The 19,088-nt window shown below is 47.7% G+C and carries 15 protein-coding genes; 9 read left to right on the forward strand and 6 right to left on the reverse strand.

The genetic code is table 11. From position 1 onward, the window contains the following. Positions 1 to 14 precede the first annotated feature (14 nt). Entirely contained in the window at positions 15 to 1,259 is a 1,245-nt protein-coding gene (locus ACJJIY_RS11580; RefSeq protein ID WP_444898132.1) for a beta-barrel domain-containing protein, read from the forward strand. Next, complete coding sequence (locus tag ACJJIY_RS11585) at positions 1,259 to 2,167, forward strand: transglutaminase-like domain-containing protein (protein ID WP_444898131.1); 909 nt, start codon at positions 1,259 to 1,261, stop codon at positions 2,165 to 2,167. Before ACJJIY_RS11580 ends, ACJJIY_RS11585 begins: the two co-directional genes overlap by 1 nt. Before the next feature lie 145 nt (positions 2,168 to 2,312). Here ACJJIY_RS11585 and ACJJIY_RS11590 read toward each other — a convergent pair whose 3' ends face one another. Next, complete coding sequence (locus ACJJIY_RS11590) at positions 2,313 to 7,070, reverse strand: CapA family protein (RefSeq protein ID WP_445357954.1); 4,758 nt, start codon at positions 7,068 to 7,070, stop codon at positions 2,313 to 2,315. A 729-nt stretch (positions 7,071 to 7,799) separates the two neighbouring features. Here ACJJIY_RS11590 and ACJJIY_RS11595 point away from each other — a divergent pair. Next, complete coding sequence (locus tag ACJJIY_RS11595) at positions 7,800 to 8,972, forward strand: MFS transporter (RefSeq protein ID WP_445357955.1); 1,173 nt, start codon at positions 7,800 to 7,802, stop codon at positions 8,970 to 8,972. A gap of 84 nt (positions 8,973 to 9,056) precedes the next feature. Here ACJJIY_RS11595 and ACJJIY_RS11600 read toward each other — a convergent pair whose 3' ends face one another. Together ACJJIY_RS11600 and ACJJIY_RS11605 are read right to left on the reverse strand one after the other, a co-directional pair. Continuing rightward, entirely contained in the window at positions 9,057 to 11,093 is a 2,037-nt protein-coding gene (locus ACJJIY_RS11600) for an oxidoreductase (protein WP_413664906.1), read from the reverse strand. A 225-nt stretch (positions 11,094 to 11,318) separates the two neighbouring features. Then, on the reverse strand, positions 11,319 to 12,212 hold the full coding sequence (locus tag ACJJIY_RS11605; RefSeq protein ID WP_445357956.1) for a LysR family transcriptional regulator: 894 nt from the start codon (positions 12,210 to 12,212) through the stop codon (positions 11,319 to 11,321). A 108-nt stretch (positions 12,213 to 12,320) separates the two neighbouring features. On the opposite strand from ACJJIY_RS11605, the gene ACJJIY_RS11610 reads away from it, so the two are divergent. The 6 genes from ACJJIY_RS11610 to ACJJIY_RS11635 are packed head-to-tail and all read left to right on the forward strand — an operon-like array spanning position 12,321 to position 17,375. After that, the gene (locus ACJJIY_RS11610) at positions 12,321 to 12,995 is read left to right on the forward strand and encodes a histidine phosphatase family protein (RefSeq protein WP_445357957.1); all 675 of its coding nucleotides are present in this window, start codon (positions 12,321 to 12,323) and stop codon (positions 12,993 to 12,995) included. A gap of 14 nt (positions 12,996 to 13,009) precedes the next feature. Continuing rightward, positions 13,010 to 14,242 (forward strand): acyl-CoA dehydrogenase family protein, encoded by a 1,233-nt coding sequence (locus tag ACJJIY_RS11615; protein ID WP_282931831.1) that lies wholly within the window; start codon positions 13,010 to 13,012, stop codon positions 14,240 to 14,242. Further along, positions 14,235 to 15,287 carry a phosphotransferase gene (locus ACJJIY_RS11620; protein WP_445357958.1) on the forward strand — a complete coding sequence of 351 codons (1,053 nt, stop codon included), beginning with the start codon at positions 14,235 to 14,237 and terminating at the stop codon, positions 15,285 to 15,287. The genes ACJJIY_RS11615 and ACJJIY_RS11620 overlap by 8 nt, the downstream gene beginning before the upstream one ends. Positions 15,288 to 15,311: 24 nt before the next feature. Beyond that, a complete protein-coding gene (locus tag ACJJIY_RS11625) occupies positions 15,312 to 16,088 on the forward strand; it encodes an SDR family oxidoreductase (RefSeq protein WP_282931833.1) in 777 nt (258 codons plus the stop codon). Between the two features lie 2 nt (positions 16,089 to 16,090). After that, positions 16,091 to 16,867, forward strand: coding sequence for an SDR family NAD(P)-dependent oxidoreductase (locus ACJJIY_RS11630; RefSeq protein ID WP_445357959.1), 777 nt, complete (start codon positions 16,091 to 16,093; stop codon positions 16,865 to 16,867). Between the two features lie 49 nt (positions 16,868 to 16,916). Beyond that, on the forward strand, positions 16,917 to 17,375 hold the full coding sequence (locus ACJJIY_RS11635; protein ID WP_445357960.1) for a MaoC family dehydratase: 459 nt from the start codon (positions 16,917 to 16,919) through the stop codon (positions 17,373 to 17,375). 89 nt (positions 17,376 to 17,464) lie between these two features. Here ACJJIY_RS11635 and ACJJIY_RS11640 read toward each other — a convergent pair whose 3' ends face one another. The 3 genes from ACJJIY_RS11640 to ACJJIY_RS11650 all read right to left on the reverse strand — a co-directional run bounded on the left by ACJJIY_RS11640 (position 17,465) and on the right by ACJJIY_RS11650 (position 19,073). Continuing rightward, complete coding sequence (locus ACJJIY_RS11640) at positions 17,465 to 17,989, reverse strand: hypothetical protein (RefSeq protein ID WP_445357961.1); 525 nt, start codon at positions 17,987 to 17,989, stop codon at positions 17,465 to 17,467. Positions 17,990 to 18,067: 78 nt separating this feature from the next. Further along, entirely contained in the window at positions 18,068 to 18,532 is a 465-nt protein-coding gene (locus tag ACJJIY_RS11645) for a hypothetical protein (protein WP_444898121.1), read from the reverse strand. A gap of 13 nt (positions 18,533 to 18,545) precedes the next feature. After that, positions 18,546 to 19,073 (reverse strand): RNA polymerase sigma factor, encoded by a 528-nt coding sequence (locus ACJJIY_RS11650; RefSeq protein ID WP_444912463.1) that lies wholly within the window; start codon positions 19,071 to 19,073, stop codon positions 18,546 to 18,548. Between the last annotated feature and the right edge of the window lie 15 nt (positions 19,074 to 19,088).

Consider the following 19,088-nt stretch of genomic DNA (forward strand, 5'->3'; position numbering starts at 1 on the left):
ATGGAGAAGCTGTAATGCCAATTCCAGATGACTTCGGTTTTCGCCGCGAACCAAAACGCATCGCTCTCTTAGATATTGATTCACAAAATGATGAAAAACAATATGAGGATGATATTGATGATGCATCTCTCGTACGCTCAGGAAGAATAGTTTGGGTATTTTTTTTATTGTTAGCCGCGTTGGTTTTTTGGTCTTACTTGGCCAAGGTTGATGAGGTTTCTTCTGGCGCTGGTAAAGTGGTTCCGACTTCGCGTTCACAGATTATCCAATCATTAGAGGGAGGAATACTGAAGGATCTTAAAGTTTCTGAGGGGGATATTGTCGAAAAGGGTGAAGTGTTGGCGCAGTTGGATCCTACAAAATTACGTTCGAATGTAGAAGAAATATTGGCTCGCTACAGAGCTGCTTTGGCTAGTGTCGCGCGATTGAGTGCTGAGGTAAATAGTACATCGATTAAATTTCCAGAGGAACTGTCTTCGCATGCGGAGCTTATTGCTAAAGAAAGAAAACTATTTGATACGCGGCGGAGAGGATTAGCAGAATCGTTGAAAGGTTCAAAGGAAACCCTAGAGTTGGTCAATAAAGAGTTGTCTATCACCAGGTCGCTTGTCGAATCAGGGGCAGCCAGTAGTGTTGATCTTTTACGTCTGCAAAGACAAAAGTCTGAGTTGGAGACAAAGATAAATGAGATAAAATCTATGTACATGGTGAAAGCCCGAGAGGAGTTGGCAAACTTTAGTGCTGAAGTTGAGGCGCTGTCTTCTGTAGTTGAGGGGCGTTCTGACTCACTAATAAGACTTACTCACAAATCTCCTGTAAGAGGCATTGTTAAAGCTATTGAGGTTACAACTATTGGTGGCGTAATCCCCCCAAATGGAAAGATAATGGAGATTGTCCCACTTGATGATCAGCTTTTAGTTGAAGCAAAAATTTCCCCCAGGGATATCGCATTTATTCGTCCTGGGCAGGTAGCTAAAGTAAAAATTACTGCATACGACTATACGATTTATGGTGACTTAAATGGTACAGTGACGACTATATCTCCTGATACGATTCAAGATGAGTTTGTGCCAGGCGAATACTATTATAAGGTTTTCATCCTCACAGATACTGATTCTCTGGAAAATCATGAGGGTAATAAATTTCCGATAGTGCCAGGTATGATTGCAGCGGTAGATATAAAAACGGGTTCGAAAACTGTTTTTGATTATCTTATGAAGCCAATCAATAAGGCGGGTGAGGCGCTACGGGAAAGGTAATGGCGAAATGGTTAGCTAACTCATTGGTGCACATTGTTTTTGGCTTCTTTGGTCTTTCTAGCTTATCTCAAGCTGAATCAAAAATTGTTACTCTTTCGGTTGAGGTCGCAATTACGAACTCTTCGAAGCAGGATATTAATGGTTATGTTCAAAGACTTTCTATGCCTGTAGAGTATAGTTTGCAGCAGTCATTAAAGAAGATTAGATATGATTATCCAGAAAAAATTATTTACAAGAAGCATGGTGTAGGGGGTTCTAAGTACCTTGAGTTTGTGCTGAGTATTCCTGCTGGAAGGACAGTTTCCAGGATTGTTGAGTTTGATTTAATGCTTACTTCATATGATTATACTCAATTGAGCAGGGGGCGAGACTTTTTTCCAAGTGGTACTTACTTAGAGTCAGCGAGGTTTATCGAGTCAGATTCCACTCCAATTAAAAAGTTATCCCTTAAAATACAAAATACTTTTGAAGATGAAGAGAGTCGTTTGAGGGCAGCTTTTTTGATTCCTCAAGCAATAATTAAATATAAAGTTCAGCCTACAAAAGGCGCTCTGGCGGGCCTTGAGTCAGGGGAGGGTGATTGTACAGAGCATGCGGCGCTTTTTGTCGCATTGGCACGCTCTATGGGGTATCCTGCAAGAGTTACTTCAGAGTTTCTTTTTTCCAAGAAAAAAAGATTTGATCGACCTAATCATCATGCCGCTGAAGTTTTTATGGGTGGTCGGTGGGTGCCGGTAGACCCCAATTTGGCGCAGAAGCCTTATCTTGGATATGGTTTCGGTAAGGGTAGTATAAGTAAAATTGTTCTTACTCGAGAGTTTTCATGGGTTTGGTCTAATTTGTTTCCGAAAGATTTTAAAGGTAAAAAAAATAATGTTAGTGTTTCTGTTTTGTGGAGTTTGCAATAAATATTGAATTTCTGGATTCAATTATTTGTTATGGGTGGGTTTAGTAGGGCGTGCAGTGGTATAGCGAATTACATCTGTCGGCCAGATGTGTAAGTTTGATCTGTATCATGTTTTTCTTGAGTTGTCATGTGTTGGATTTTAAGTTTTATTCTACCTCTATGGGTTGTCCGGTTTTTTGAAGTTTTTCTAGTAGGATGGGGATTGAGCCAAAGTCGGAGTCCCTTCTGGATCCTTTGATAAGTATTAGGTCTGAATCCTGGGAGAAATCAGCTAGATAGTCAACGAGAGGTGAAGCCTCTGAAAAATGTGGTCCTAAAATTTCTTCCGGTAATAACTCCCGGAGAAATTTCATTTCCTCACCGTGTGTTATTACCCAGTTAACATTGCTGTTGAGTAAGGGGTGAGTGAGACTTTCATGTAATTCTTGTGCTTTTTTACCTAAATGGACAATGCGACCTAGTACCGCAATTCTTCGTCCATTATTTTTTATTTTACTCTGAGAAAATACTGAGAATGCATTAATCATGGAGCAAACTTCAGCGTTCCAGCTATCATCAATAAGTGTTAGGGATTTACCTTGAATGTTTAAATTTTTTCTTTTTAAATGTCCCTCATCAAGTTCTAGGTCAAGCAATCTATTTGCGCATTGGGCTAGGTCTTTATCTAGCGCGTAAGCTGCACAAATAGCAGCTATGGCATTGTACATCATGCCAGTGCTGGGTGCGGGAACCTTTAATTCTAATCTTTGAGTTGGGAACTGTAGTGTGACATTGCTTCCAGTTTCATCGGCATCAATATTTATTATCTTAACATCTGCCCTTTCTCCTTTGCCAAACACTATTATTTTTTTAGCATATTTTTTTGCTTGCGAAAGAATATAGTCGAAGCACTTTAGGTGGTCCCCTAATATAGCTACTGAAGAATTCGTTAATCCGTCAAAAATGCACGATTTCCATTTCGCAGTGTCTTCAACTGATTTTATGCGATGGTTAGTTTGTGATAGACCAATTTCCGTAATTATAGATATAGTTGGTTTTATCTGTCTTGTGATGGGGCCTCGTTTCATCCATAATGCGCTCTGAGCCACTTCGATAACGGCAGCTTCATGGTCAGGATTTAGACTGGCAAGCATCGAAGGTGCGCCTACACGTGAGTTATAGTTACCTAAACTGGATAATATCTTTTCTTTGGGGCCCAGAATTTGCACAAGCATTTTTAGGGTGCTTGATTTTCCTGCAGTACCTGTAATGGCAATGACATCGCCTTGGAATCGTTTTCTGGCTGCTAATCCGAGCTCAATTATAACTTTTAATGGGTCTTCAACTTGAAGTACAGGCAGTTCCTTAGGCAATCCATCTACAGGGTGGGAAACAATGGCGCCAGCAATACGATGTGCAAATTCAGGAAGGGTTTTATGGCAGTCAAAGTAATTGGCAGATGGCTTTGAGCGCTGTTCGTGAAAATCTCTGTCTTTACTTGTATGAGCAACAAATAAGACAGGCCCCACTGCTTGGTCTAAAAATCCACTCCCAGAAATTACGCTGCGAATGTACCAATTTTCAGGTGGCGGCGTTAGCCATTTTCCTCCAGAAACTAGTTCAAGTTGTTGAGCATTCCAAGTCTGCATAGGCGTATGTTGGTATACAGCCGGAGGAAAATCTGTTTTGTATGTAGGAATTTGTGGCGGCTTCTTAGAAAAGTTTAGCTGTGTAATCATTCCGCCAACAATTACAGGCTTTACTTGTTGTGTGTTGGAAATAATACCTACGGCAAGTTGAAGATGAACAGGCTTAATTTGATTGGCTGCCGGGGCCCTTAACCCATAAAAGTCACGGTAGATTCTTCCTGGTTCCCATCGAGAAGTGGGTACTTGCCAATCACAAGGATCGTGGTCCATCGCCTTTCCCCAATAAGGCATAGATGTTTCTTTGATTGGGATCGCTCGAAAATCTAAACGGAAATCCTCCTTTACCTTTTTATCGGTAGTCCAAAATGACTCTACCCATAACATTTGTCTAGTCTTTATTTCACGCGGAAAAAATCTTACTCCCAATAGTTTAAGCGGCCCGCATTTTATTGGGGGGATGCGAGCATCTAGGGGGACTTGATCTACAGTCCAATTAGGGTTCAATGGACGCTTTTCTCTAATTACTTCTCGTTTGTAATGGGTTTTAAGAAGATGGGGAAGTTTACGGTATTGCCTGTCTGGAGGTGACAGTAGAATGGTTCCGCTACCATCTGGATTTAAGGTCAGGTGTGTCCCCAGCTCTGAGCAAGCTTTCGAAAATCGTTGCGTAAGATCTTTTGCTACATCTCCACTTAGTTGCTTACTGAAACCAAACCCAACACCTACGGGCACAAAAATGATTTTTTCTATTCCATTTTCGCTTAATTGGAGGCGAAAGATTCCACTATCGGCTAGGTTACGTCGGACCGCATCGAACAAAAGATCCCCAGCATCGTGGATAATAGGTCTGTCCTGATAAATTTCAATACCTTGTAGGTTATGTGCGCTGGTACCTAATATACCATCTGCTCCGGCATCGATAATGGCGTGGCCAATGGTTATTTCATCTTCGCTTGGTTTTGGTTCTCTGTTGTTTCCCCAATGAACAGCGACGAGCACGAGATGTGCTTTTTTGCGCGCTGCTTCAATCCTAGGCTTTAGGTTATCAAGCCAGAGGCTGGGTATGGTAAGTGGTAGATGAGCGCAACCAGGCGTACTTGGACCTGCGGCAAAGCGGGGCTGTGTGGCATCAATAGAGAAAATGGCGACGTTTAGCCGACCGGCGGGACGATATACTGGGGTAAGTGCTTCTTCGATATTAATACCTGATCCAGCGTAACCGATACCGGTTGCATCCAGCCAGTGTTGTTGCTCCAAAAGTGCTTTGCTTCCATAGTCCCCACTATGATTGTTTGCAGTAACAACGACATCAATACCGGCCTCCATTAACACGGATAGCATTTCAGGGCGGGCTCGGTAATAGTATGGGGATGACTCTCCCTTACTGATTCCTTGTTCGCCCTCAGTCCCTATCACACACTCTAGATTCACTACGCTTATATCTGCGTTTTTTAGGGCAATAATTGTGCCGAGCACTTTCTCGGTTCCAAATTGTGCCGTGCGATAATGTTGCCTTCGTGCCAAGTTTACGTCCCCCCCCCAAGCGAGCACAGGCAATGACTTGTGTGAATCGGCAGCTGGTTCGATAAGCATTTCTTGGTATGCCTCCTCAATATCCTCCGGTATATCTTTGGCGGCAATAAGATAATTTCGATAGGCGATAAAACCAGATAGATAGTGCTCGACATCATCAATACGAACTCTGAAAGCATGGTGCCGTATAAAAAAGCTTCCTAAGATTCGTCTGGGATTCTTGAAGTACATGGCTATTTCGGGCCAGAAATAGCCGTTTAGGAGGTACATTGCACGTTTGTGTAACGCTCTGTAAAAGTGCTTTAGATCTACCTGGTCTAGTAGGTACTGAAACTTGGGCTCTTTGCGTAAGCGAGTCACCATCTTTTCAGCAGCCATCATCAATTCAAGCAGAGTTGGGAAGGTGGTGATTCTATTTTCAACAAAATCCAAGTAACTGGAAAAGTTGCGAATACCGAACTGATAATACTTTTCTTCAGGGCGATATAGTGTCAGCTCATTGACACAGTAGCTCAGCCAGTGATCGTGGGCACGCCAGTGCTCAGCTCGGATAAAATAATTGAATGCCTTCTCGACCAATGTCAGCCAGCGGGAATCTTTAGTAAATCCGTAAAGACGCATTAAACCAAAGGCAGCTTCACCATCGTAATAGATGACTCTATGCTTGTCTTTAACTTGAAGTTCAGGATATTCAAGAACATGACAAAATTGCCCAGTGACGGCGTCTTGCATGTACTCCATACCAAGTGCCAGCTGCTCCATTAAATCGGAGTAGTGTTCGGTTTTTGTTACCTCAGAGTACTTTACTAGTGCCAGGAGTGATACAGCGTTGCCCCCTAATTTAATCTCATTATTCGACTCTACTAAAAATGCACCCATCTTCCCTGAAGGAAGGAGCGCGGATTGTATTAGCTTTTCTGTCAGGTACTTTAGTGACCGAAGGATGGAAGTCATCAGTGCTTTATCACCGGTTACCTCCCAGGCTTCAATCATCGCATAGGTACTGCTTGCATGACGCAAATTGTTATAGGTATCTATCTTCCGGTCGAAGCAGGCATGCCAACCATAGTGGAATGCTCCATTGTTTTTGACTTGGCTGCCCAGGTAATGGCTGCTTGTTTTAATTAATTTCGTAACAGTATTAGTATTTAGTTTTTCGATGATACGCCGACCAGCGTCTAATCCTGGACCATAGAGGCAGACGGGTTCACGTTTAGCTTCACAAAAAATCCCCTGAGTTGACAGAAGATATACTGGGCTGTCATCTGAAAAATCTAACTTGGTGTTTAGTCCAAAACGTTTCTTAGCATAGGCAAGGAAATTATTCTCGTTGATGATTACGTGATCGATCTGATTCCCGCCATAAAGCATGGCATTAGCATTGAGTTCCTGTTCAAGGAATGCGACATCACAGTTATCATCCAATGCCAGACCATAGCGAAAGTATGATCGTTTGGTATCTCTAAGTATTTGTTCCAGCCCAGCAAACGTCATTGCACTTTTTTGAGTTACCCAGTCAACTCTCAACCAGCAGGGGTTCACCCTGTGCGATTTTGCTGCACTTTGGATGAGCTTTGCTAGGTCTTGCCATACCTCTGCAATATCCGCCGCCGTTTTATGCTTCACGATGGCGCGATGCTTGGCATCACTAATTGAAAAAAACAAGGTATAGGGGGGGCGTTGGTTACCCAGTGCCTGCTCAACCTGAGCACGCACTTGAACGAGCATGTTGGATAGGGACATGTCGCGACTTATCTCTCTATTAAAAAAGCGTGGCAGTATTTTTTCTGCTGGTCGGCTCGGGTGCTTTTCCTGAACGAGTATAGACGGGGGGGAAGATTCTGCTTTTAGTGGTTTGTACTGGGGTGATGATGTGGCAAATATTTTTTTGTTTTATCTGTCAGATTGGGTTTTCAAAACAAATCTTGTCGGATAGTATTGGGTAACCGTATTCAGAATGATTGTTGTGCAACTCACTCAGATTATTCTCTATTAACCTGTAATTAACAGTGTGGGTTAATACCAAGGTTTAGCCGTAGGGCAGGAGCATTTTCTGCCAAGAAGGAAACCCGGGATCTTATCATCTCGGGTTTTTTTGTCGGTAAATAAAGGTTGTTTGTCTCAAATTCATCTTGCTTACTGAAACTCTTCCTTGTCTGCCTCTTAATTTTCTGAGGTAGGCTGCTTGTCCTCCCCTGAAAGATGGGCACCTTGGCCGAATAGTGAAAAAACCTTCCGGGTTTGCATTTGTACCAATGTCTTGCGGGCACTCGCCGAGTGGCCTTAGCGCCATTCTTTTATCTGGAACCAGTCAACTTAAACCATACAGGACAGGTGCCTCTATCGAATTGTTGGCAGTGATCTATTGGAGTAGTAACCATGAATGGGAAGTGGTGGAGAAGCTTGAGGAGCTTCCCTCCGTTAGTTTGGATTATTTTAATTGGCAGTTTTTTTAGCCGTGGAACTTATTTTATGGTCTGGCCTTTCCTGGCCATCCTTCTATTTGAAAAGTTTCACCTCGGCGCGGCTGAAATTGGTTTGATCCTGAGTGCATCTGCCGTTGGTGCTGCTGTGTTGGGCTTCTTTACCGGTGCGCTATCGGATCGCTATGGGCGTCGCAATATGCTATTGCTTGGCTGTATTGTGAGTATTTTTTCCTTTGCCTTGTTGGCTGTGACGCAAACCTTGGCAGGATTTATCTGTGCGATGACCCTGTGTGCTATCGGTCGTGCGGTGTGGGAGCCGCCGGCGAGTGCGCTGATAGGCGACTTAATTGACGATCAAGCCAGCCGTGAATTGGCGCTGCAATTCCGCTACTTCCTGATTAATGTGGGGGCCGCGCTGGGGCCCATTGTGGGTGTCTGGGCCGGTTTGAGTGCGCAGCAATCCACTTTTGGGCTCACCTCTCTCAGCTACCTACTCTTAGCCCTGGCCTTTGTTTGGGGTTTTGCCAGAACCGAGAGCGGGCGTTTAGCGAGTAAGCAAAAGGGTGCGGGTGTATCACTGGGAAATACGCTTTCGGTATTGCGCCGTGATCAGGTATTTCTGGTGGTGATTATTGCGAATATTTTAACGCTGTTTATCTACGCGCATATGGATTCAAGCTTGGTGCAATACCTCACCCGCGCTGAAGCGCCGGGATTGGTAGAGCTGATATCCAGCATGATCTTTGTTAATGCGTCGACGATAGTATTACTGCAGTTTCCCATTATGAAGTTAATGGGGCCGCTGGCCATTAACACCCGTATTGTGATTGGGTTGGGTATTTTGTCGATCTCCCAGCTTTGGTATGCCCTAAATCCGGTAGATTGGTTTTGGGGTTGGCTCGGAGCGACTTTTATTTTGAGTCTGGCTGAGGCAATTTTGTTTCCAACCATGAGCATTCAAATTGACCGGCTGGCACCATCCCATTTACGCGGTACCTATTTTGGGGTCTCTTCCTTTTATGCCATTGGCTGGTCGATGGCGCCATTAATTGGTGGAGTGATTATTCAATGGTGGAGTGGCCCGGCCTTATACGGCTTGTTAGTGGCGTTATGTGGAGTTGTGTTCGTGCTCTATCGCCTTACCGAGTATCTGTCTCGCCCTGAGTGGCCTGAGCCTGAGGGAACGGTAGTCGCGGATCGAGTCGCCAATGTCTCCTAGCACGGGATACAGAATTTAAGGGCAAAAAAATACCCCCGCCAACTCTGGTCAACGGGGGTATTTTATTTTGTGATCGCCGGGAGATTAGATCTCGGCAGCGAGACGTGAGCCCTGGTCGATAGCGCGCTTGGCATCGAGTTCTGCGGCTTCATCAGCGCCACCAATCAGGTGGGTGGTTACGCCGCGCTCTTGCAGAGCTTCGTATAGCTTGCGTGCGGGCTCCTGACCGGCGCAGACAATAATATTGTCGACTTCCAGTACCTTTTCCTCTTCGCCAACGCGGATATGCAGGCCTTTATCGTCAATTTTGTCGTAAAGGGCACCGGCAATCATCTCTACCTTGCGATGCTGTAGGCTGCCGCGATGAATCCAGCCGGTGGTTTTACCCAGGCCCGCGCCCACTTTGGTGGTTTTGCGTTGCAATAGGTATACCTGGCGCGGAGAGCTTACTGCTTCGCGAGGCTTCAGGCCGGAGCGATTCTCCAGGGCAATATCGACACCCCATTCGTTGAAGAATTCTTCCTTATCGCTGGCGACCACTTCATCTTCAGTGGAGTGGGGGCCATCGTGGGTCAGGTACTCCGCTACATCAAAGCCGATACCGCCGGCACCGATAATGGCAACCTTCTCGCCAACCGGCTTCTTGTGCTTCAGTACATCCAGGTAACCCAGGACTTTATCGCTCTCAATGCCGGGGATCGGTGGAGTGCGCGGCTCGATACCGGTAGCAATAATCACTTCATCAAAAGATTGCAGGTCTTCCGCTGTGGCGATGGTATTAAGTTTTACTTCAACACCGGTGACTTCCAGGCGGCGCTTAAAGTAGCGCAGGGTTTCCTGGAATTCTGCCTTGCCGGGGATCTGCTTGGCGATATTGAACTGGCCACCAATCTTATCGCTGCCTTCGAACAGGGTTACTTCGTGTCCACGCTCTGCGGCAACGGTAGATGCGGCCATGCCCGCAGGGCCGGCGCCGATTACAGCTACCTTTTTCACGTTGTCGGTAGGCAGGTAGTTCAATTCGGTTTCGTGACAAGCGCGGGGGTTTACCAGGCAGGAGGTCAGTTTCAGCTGGAAAGTGTGATCCAGACACGCTTGGTTACAGCCAATGCAAGTGTTGATCTCGTCGGCGCGGCCTTCGGCGGCTTTGTTGACGAACTCAGAGTCTGCCAGGAAGGGGCGTGCCATGGAGATCATGTCAGCCTGGCCGGAGGACAGAACTTCTTCGGCGACTTCCGGCACATTGATACGGTTGCTGGCAACTACCGGGATAGACAGGTGCTTTTTCACCTTGGCGGTGATATCGGTAAATGCCGCGCGGGGAACACTGGTGGCAATAGTGGGAACGCGCGCTTCGTGCCAGCCGATGCCGGTATTGATAATTGTGGCGCCAGCTTTTTCGATAGCCTGGCCCAGAGCCACTACTTCATCGAAGTCACTGCCATCTTCCACTAGGTCCAACATGGACAGGCGGTAAATAATAATAAAGTTCTCGCCGACGGCTTCCCGTACGCGGCGCACAACTTCGATCGGCAGGCGGATACGGTTTTCGAAGGAGCCGCCCCATTCATCGGTACGCTTGTTGGTGCGTTTCACGATGAACTGGTTAATAAAGTAACCCTCGGAGCCCATGATCTCCACACCGTCATAGCCGGCTTCGCGAGCCAGGGTGGCGCAGCGTACATAGTCATCGATCTGGCCTTCGATTTCCTCGCTGGTCAATTCGCGCGGGGTGAAGGGGTTGATCGGCGCCTGGATGGGAGAGGGTGCGATCAGGTTTTCGTTGTAGGCGTAGCGGCCGGTGTGCAGGATCTGCATACAGATCTTGCCGCCCTCAGCGTGAACAGCATCGGTGACTTCGCGGTGCTGCTGGGCTTCTTCCGAAGTGGTCATCTTCGAAGCGCCCTGGAATACGCCACTCTCTTCGTTCGGGGCAATACCACCGGTTACAATCAGGCCAACGCCACCGCGGGCACGTTCGGCAAAAAAGGCCGCCAAACGGGTGAAGCCATTGGGGTGTTCTTCCAGGTTGGTGTGCATGGAGCCCATCAGCACCCGGTTTTTCAGGGTGGTGAAGCCCAGGTCCAGGGGGGCAAGCATATTAGGGTAGGCTTGGGACATGGCAAATTTCTCTTCTTGTAACCTTTAGGGTTCATTTATGTATATGCAAAAAAGTGCATATCGTTGCCCAGCAGGATAACAAGACGGCCCACTGTGAAACAGTGACTTAACCGGTCGAATTCAGTGATCAATTACGGGCCCCGTCTAACCTTGATGCGTCCCATTCTCATCTATAAATAAAGTGTTTTTTAAGGGTTCCCTGTCTCGACGTATACAGAGGCTCATTTACTCCTCTACCAAGCTTAACAACTTGTTTCGCAGCCATTGATTGGCGGGATCGTCGTGTTGATTTTTATGCCACAGCAGGTGCCAGTCCATTTGCGGTATTTGAAACGGAAGCTCAAACAATCGGGCTGAGTACTGTCGCGCCAGGCTGGCGGGGACTGTCAGTGCCAGGTCGGTTCTCAATACCACTAACGGTGCGACCCGGTAGTGCTGGACCCTCAATTTCACATTGCGACGGCGCCCTAACTTGTTCAGGGCAATATCTTCCAGGCCAGGACCACTGCGACGGCTGGAGACATGGATATGTTCCAGCTTGAGGTACTGTTCCAGGGTAAGGCTGGCGGAATCCGCCAAGGGGTGATCCTGGCGCAACATACACAGGTAGCGATCGTTCATCAGTCGCTGTTGTTTTATGTGTGGGGAAGTGGGTACGGGAACATCCAGGGCAAAGTCCAGGGTGTTGGCGGCCAATTCCTTGACCAGCTGCTCCCTTGGGACCTGGAAAGACTCGACAGTAATACCTGGGGCCTCCTGCTCCAGCACTTCCAGCAGCCTAGGTAAAAGGAAAGTCTCCGCCATATCGTTCATGGAGAGCCGCAAGGTTTTTCTGGCTTCCTGTGGCACAAAATGACGCTGCTCGCTAAGGCTTGCCCCCAGTAGAGAAAGAGCTTCCTGGACCTTCGGCATAATGCTCTCAGTCAGTGGCGTCGGTGCCATACCGGTGGGGCTGCGAGTGAATAGTGGGTCGTCTAACGTACGGCGAAGTCGCGCCAGGGCATTACTGACAGCCGGCTGGGTGATATGCAGTTGCTCAGCGGCACGAGTCAGGTTTCGGGTTGTGTATATCGCCTCCAGCACGGGAAAGAGGTTCATGTCGATCCGCTGTAATTGCATTGCTGTCACCACCATCACTCTCATGAATGATTCAATATTCGCATAATAAACTTTGATGATTCAAATGCTGGAGATAGGGTTGGGGAGATCAAAAGGGGAGGGAAATAGGTGGCTGAATTTATTCTGGTACGTCACGGACAGGCTTCATTTGGGGCCGATGACTATGACAATCTCTCCGATACCGGCTGGCAACAGTCGCGCTGGTTGGGTGAATACTGGCGGGATAAGGGTGTTCGTTTCGACCGGTTGCTGTGTGGCAACCTAACCCGGCACCGGCAAACTTTGGACGGCATTTGCGAGGGGCTGGAAATCCCCGGTGAAAATACCCGCAGTGTACTCACCCAGCTTAATGAATTTGATTTTCTAGCGGTTGCCAAGCATTACAGCGAACTATACCCGGATCGGGCACCGGGAGCAGGTGCCAGTCGCGCCGATTTTTATCGATTCCTGAAGCAGGGGATGCTGGCTTGGGCCGCCGGTGAGATCAGTCCACCGGAAACCTGGTCGCATTTTGAAGCCAGAATCGCAGATGCGCTTAAAAACATTTGCGATAGCCCCAAAGGCAGCCGAACCCTGGTTGTTAGTTCGGGTGGTGCCATTGCCATGATGTTGACGCAAATATTGGGCGGCTCAATTTCCACCGTCGCCAATCTCAATATGCAAATCCAAAACACAGCCGTTAGCCGTTTATTTTTCAGTGCAGAAAATATCAGTCTGCACAGTTTCAATCATGTGCCGCACCTGGATCGGGATGGGCGTCACGAACATATCACTTACAGTTGATCGGGCAGGTAGCGATGGAATTTGAATACTCAGACAAAGTAAAAGGACTGCTGGAACGCCTGCAAAATTTTATGCAGGAGTATATCTATCCCGCCGAAGCGATATTTATGCAGCAGTTGCAGGAGGATCGCTGGGGAGAGCCGGCGATTTTGGCAGAATTAAAAATTAAAGCCCGGGAAGCGGAACTCTGGAATCTGTTTTTACCGGATTCCCGTTACGGTGCCGGGCTCAATAACCTGGAGTATGCGCCCCTGGCTGAGGAAATGGGGAAAGTGCTTTTTGCATCGGAGGTATTTAATTGTAATGCCCCGGATACCGGCAATATGGAAGTTTTGGCTCAGTACGGTTCTGAGGCCCAGCGGGAACAATGGTTAACTCCGCTTTTGGATGGAAAAATTCGCTCTGCCTTTGCTATGACCGAGCCCCGGGTTGCCTCCTCCGATGCCACTAATATCGAAACGTCGATTATCCGCGATGGCGATAGCTACGTTATTAACGGCCACAAGTTTTATATCAGTGGCCTGATGAATAAACGCTGTAAAGTGATGATTGTGATGGGTAAGACCGACCCGGAAAATCCCAATCGTCACCAGCAGCAATCGCAAATCCTGGTACCCACTGATACGCCTGGAGTCAAAATAGTTCGCCCGATGACGGTATTCGGTTATGACGATGCACCGGAAGGGCATGCGGAAGTGATTTTTGAAAATGTCCGGGTGCCCGCAAGCCATTTAATTCTTGGAGAGGGGCGCGGTTTTGAAATTGCCCAGGGACGCTTGGGGCCGGGCAGGATACACCACTGTATGCGCTTAATTGGTCAGGCTCAAAGAGCGCTGGAGATGATGTCGGCACGCGCGGAGCAGCGCATTGTTTTTGGTCGCCCGATGAGCAAGCAGGGATCGGTGCGGGAAGATATTGCCAAATCCGCCTGCGAAATTGAGCAGGCACGCCTGCTGACTCTGAAGGCCGCTGCGCAAATGGATCGGTTGGGTAATAAGGCGGCCAAAGATTTAATCGCAATGATAAAAATTGTTGCGCCACAGATGGCTTGTAAGGTGATAGATCGCGCCATACAGATTCACGGCGCTGCGGGATTGGGGCAGGATTACAGTCTCGCCCACCACTATGCCTATGCTCGGACTATCCGTCTGGCGGATGGTCCCGATCAAGTTCATATGATGCAGTTGGGCAGAAACCTGGCAGCTCACTATGCCGCCGCAGAAAATCATGGAGGACTCAGTGACTGAGACGGTAAACAATTTGCGCAGCTCTGTGGAAGAGCTGCCTGTTGAGCGACTGCAAGAATATTTGTCCGGCAAAGTCGACGGTTTCAGTGGGCCTGTAACGGTCACCAAATTTCCCGGTGGCCAGTCTAACCCCACTTTCAAGTTGCAAACTGCGGCGCGATCTTATGTTTTGCGGCGCCAACCTCCGGGCAAGTTATTGAAATCTGCCCATGCCGTAGATCGGGAGTACCGGGTAATGTCGGCAGTCGCCGATACTAATGTGCCGGTGCCCAAAGTATTGCACCTCTGTGAAGACCGGGACCTAATCGGTTCTATGTTTTATTTAATGGAATATTGTGAGGGCCGGATATTCTGGAGTGCGGCACTGCCGGAAGTTGACGCCGAGCAGCGCAGCGCTATGTACGATGAAATGAATCGTGTACTGGCGGCCATGCACAGTTTGGATATTAATGCCGTAGGCCTTTCGGATTACGGCCGACCTGGTAATTACTTCCAGCGGCAGCTGGACCGCTGGAGCACTCAATATCGAGCCTCTGAGCTGGAGCCCATTGCGGCAATGGATGAGTTGATGGCCTGGTTGGGTGACGTTTTACCGGATGATGATGGGCGTATCGCATTGGTGCACGGTGATTACCGGCTCGACAATATGATTTTCCATCCTCAGGAGCCCAAGGTCATAGCGCTTTTGGATTGGGAACTTTCCACACTGGGACATCCCTATGCCGACCTCGCTTACCAGTGTATGCAAATGCGAATGCCCGCTGGCAAAGACAAAATGTCCGGCCTATTAGGCTTGGATATAAAGGCCTTGGGCATCCCCTCCGAAAAAGAGTATGTGGCCAAATACTGCCAGCGAATGGGTATTGATGGGATTGATAATTGGCCGTTTTATTTGGCATTTAGCTTCTTCCGCCTGGCTGCGATTGTTCAGGGGGTGGTAAAGCGTGCAAAAGACGGCAATGCCTCCAATAAAAATGCGGCAAAACTGGGAGCCCTGGTAGAACCCCTCGCACAAGCTGCATTGGATATCGCTGCTAACGGTTAACTTCTGAAATTATAAGGATAAGAAATGGCAAAGAATATTTTTGATCTCTCGGGAAAAATTGCCCTGGTGACGGGTGCCAGTCGAGGTATTGGTGAGGCCATCGCAAAACTTTTGGCTGAGCAGGGTGCCCATGTTTTGGTTTCCAGCAGAAAAATTGAGGGGTGTCAGGCCGTAGCCGATGCAATTGTGGATGCCGGTGGCTGTGCCGATGCGATCCCCTGCCATATTGGCAATATGGATAATATCCAGCAGGTTATTGGCGATATTCGCGAGCGATTTGGTCGCTTGGATATTTTGGTCAACAATGCGGCAACCAACCCTTATTTTGGTCATATTCTTGATACTGATCTAGCGGCCTTCGAAAAGACGGTAGAGGTCAATATACGCGGTTATTTCTTTATGTCGGTAGAAGCCGGCAAGTTGATGCGAGAGCAGGGTGGTGGCGTTATTGTAAATACCGCCTCAGTGAATGCCTTGCAGCCGGGTGTTGGGCAGGGTATTTACTCAATTACCAAGGCGGCGGTGGTCAATATGACCAAAGCGTTTGCCAAGGAGTGTGCGCAATTTAATATCCGGGTGAATGCTTTACTACCAGGGCTTACAAAAACCAAATTCGCTGGGGCATTGTTTTCCCACGAGGATATTTATAAAACTGCTGTTGGCCATATTCCCATGCACCGTCATGCGGAGCCGGAAGAGATGGCGGGCACCGTTTTGTATTTGGTCTCCGATGCTTCCAGTTACACGACTGGAGAGTGTGTCGTTGTAGATGGTGGTTTGACTTCGTGTGGGGGGATTTAACCATGCATGATCCAATTCTCGATTTTAGCGATAAAGTCGCATTGATTACCGGTGCTGCCAGTGGATTTGGAAAATTATTGGCCAAGGAACTTGGTTCTCGGGGCGCTCGTTTGGTATTGGGAGATATCAATGAAGAGGCCTTGATGCAGTTGGCGGACAAACTGGGAAGCCAAAATATCGCTGTGCGCGCCCAGCGCTGTGATGTTTCCCAAGAGTCTGATTGCGCTGCTCTGGCGCAACTGGCTCAGTCAGAGTTTGGACAGCTGGATATCGCTGTTAACAATGCTGGAATCGCGCCTCCGATGATGTCTCTTAAGCAGACAGATGAGGCCATGATGGATCTTCAGTACAACGTTAACCTTAAGGGGGTTTTCCTGGGGCTTAAACACCAGTTGCCCCTATTGAAGATGACCGGCGGAGCTGTACTTAATGTTTCCTCTATGGCAGGGCTGGGCGGTGCTCCCAAGATAGCCTCTTACGCAGCGGCAAAACATGGTGTGATCGGCCTGACCAAAACGGCTGCGATGGAAAATGCCAAGTACGGTATCCGTGTAAACGCGATTTGCCCCTTCTATTGCCTCACCCCGATGGTTACCGATATTGCAACTGAAGATGCCAGCCCTGAACAAGTTCAAGCGTTTCTCGCTGAGGGTTGCCCGATGAAACGCCTGGGTAAGCCGGAAGAAGTCGTAGCGGCCATGTTGATGCTGGTTTCCCCAAAAATGACTTACATTACCGGGCAGGCACTGGCAGTAGATGGCGGTCTCTCGGCCTATTGAGGTTGGGAGTCGCAGAGAAAGCGAATAGAGAATCGAAAAGGAGCCTTCGATGCCTGTAGAAATTTCACCTGATAGCCTCGGCTATTACATTGGTTTTGAAACAGAGCCCACAGACTGGTTTGAAGTTGACCAGCAGAGAGTTGATAGCTTTGCTGAGTGCACCTTGGATCGACAGTTTATTCATGTAGACCCAGAGGCCGCTGCGAAAACACCTTTTGGTGGAACGGTTGCCCATGGATTTCTATCACTGTCACTGCTGCCTTATTTTGTAGGTGCTCTACAGATAACGGTTGCAGGTGCTTATATGGGGGTGAATTATGGCTTGGATAAAGTCCGCTTTATCAACCCTGTAAAGACCGGTAGCCGGGTGCGCGTCTCCGGGAAAATACTGGATATTACGGAGAAAAAAGAGTCCCAGTATCAAATTAAGCTGATGGTAACTATGGAAATAGAGGGCGAGGCGAAGCCAGCTTTAGTTGCAGAGTGGATTTTTCTGCAGATTACGTAGTGGGGTCAGTATAAGGCCGGACCACCATTTTTCTAAGTCGTGGTGGAAAGTGGTGGTTTCGATCTGTTTGAGAGTTGTTTAAGGCGAGTTTACAAAAATGTTTCTTCTTGTTTAAGGGTGTTGAGACCCATGCGAACAATATTCAAGTGAGAAGCGGGAATCCCTTTTTTGTAGTACTCGCCAGTAAAGTCAAATTGTTGGACTTCGATAAATGGTGAGAATAGGGTGCATCCCCAGTAGGGGTTTATACCCCACCAGCCATATTTTCCGGCGGTTCTGGGGTTTCTTTGAAAGAAGTTGTAAGCCCTTTTGATATTGTCATATTTGAGTTTGAATTTTCTTTTGTCATTGATGCTGTGGGCATCAAATATCACCAGGCATTGTATAGAGATGCCTTGGCGACCAAGCGCATTGGCGATTTTTATCGCAGCATTTCCCCCTCTGCTGTAGCCAAACAATATCGCTGCTTTTTTGCGTGAAACCCCATTTTTAAGGTAACGGTAAATAGTTAGCTTTCGTGTGTGGGAGAATATCCGCCCATGAAGTTGGTTGATTACTGACTTTAGTACTGGATTTTCTCCGGCAGAAGGACCACCGGCACCGTAGATGCCCACCACAGTGTAGTGGCTAAGTTGGGACTGTATAGGGAGTGAGAATTTGAATTGGCCGCTTGAACTTGATATCAGTTGTTTCTAGCTCCTTGAAGCCGTGCTCGATAAAATCCGGCAGTGACGCTTAGCACTTTTACGTAATTCATCGGGTAGGGATTCTTCACTTGCATCCTGCTGTTCTGCCCGCCAATAGTGGCACAAGGCAACATACTCGCCACTATTTACCTGATTGCGTAGTGCGAGCCAGGGATCTGGCGCTGGGGTAACTGCCATCACAGTTTCTTTCCAATCCCTTAATGCCGGCTCGTACAAATGCTGCTCGGTGGAATTTGCCTTGTGAGTGAAGGCACCCAGGTGTTGAGCTGGATGAAGAAGCAATAGCAAGGCGGTTACCAAGCTACAACTTACTGTTGCACGAGAGAGTAGATGATTGACGTTTACTTTCGGCTTATAGGTTTGGGCTGTTTTATATAGATCGTCATCCAGCTGCTGCGGGGAAGTCAACGTCTCGGCTTCTTTAAAATATTGATTTTCCCAATTGCTCATAGCATTAACTCGATTACTCTTCGATAACTTCTACTTGCCAAGGTCTTCTCTCCGAACCGTATATCGCTTCGTCCAGTGCGGTGCGGGCGCGATGATATAGGGTGCGGCATTTATTGAGAGAGAGCTGCTCGATGTCAGCCACGGTTGCCAGTGGCAGCTTGCATTCCATATGCAGTAATAAAACATTGCGCAATTGAGAAGGTAAATTTTGAATCGCTGCGAGAATTCTATTCTGCTGGGGAGACTCTTGCGCGGATTTCTTCGAACTGGAAAATTCCTCAAGCTTGAGCAATTTATTGACTTGGATGTAAAGCCAACTTTTAAGCAGGCGCCCGTGCAGTTCTGGCGGATTTTCCAAAAGACCACGCCAGAGTTTTTGCAAGAGTAAAGTGGATGAAGACGGCGCCATTTGCATACAGTAGCGATACAGGGAATCTTTATGACGGCCGTAGAGTTGACGGAACACAGCAGGTTTGCGCGACTCCTTGTAGTATTGGAATAGCGCCTCGTCAGATAGCTGGCGTAACTCTTTGAGAGACAATGTCTTGAGCCTCCG

The sequence above is a fragment of the Microbulbifer maximicatervae (SeqCode) genome (assembly GCF_052468155.1).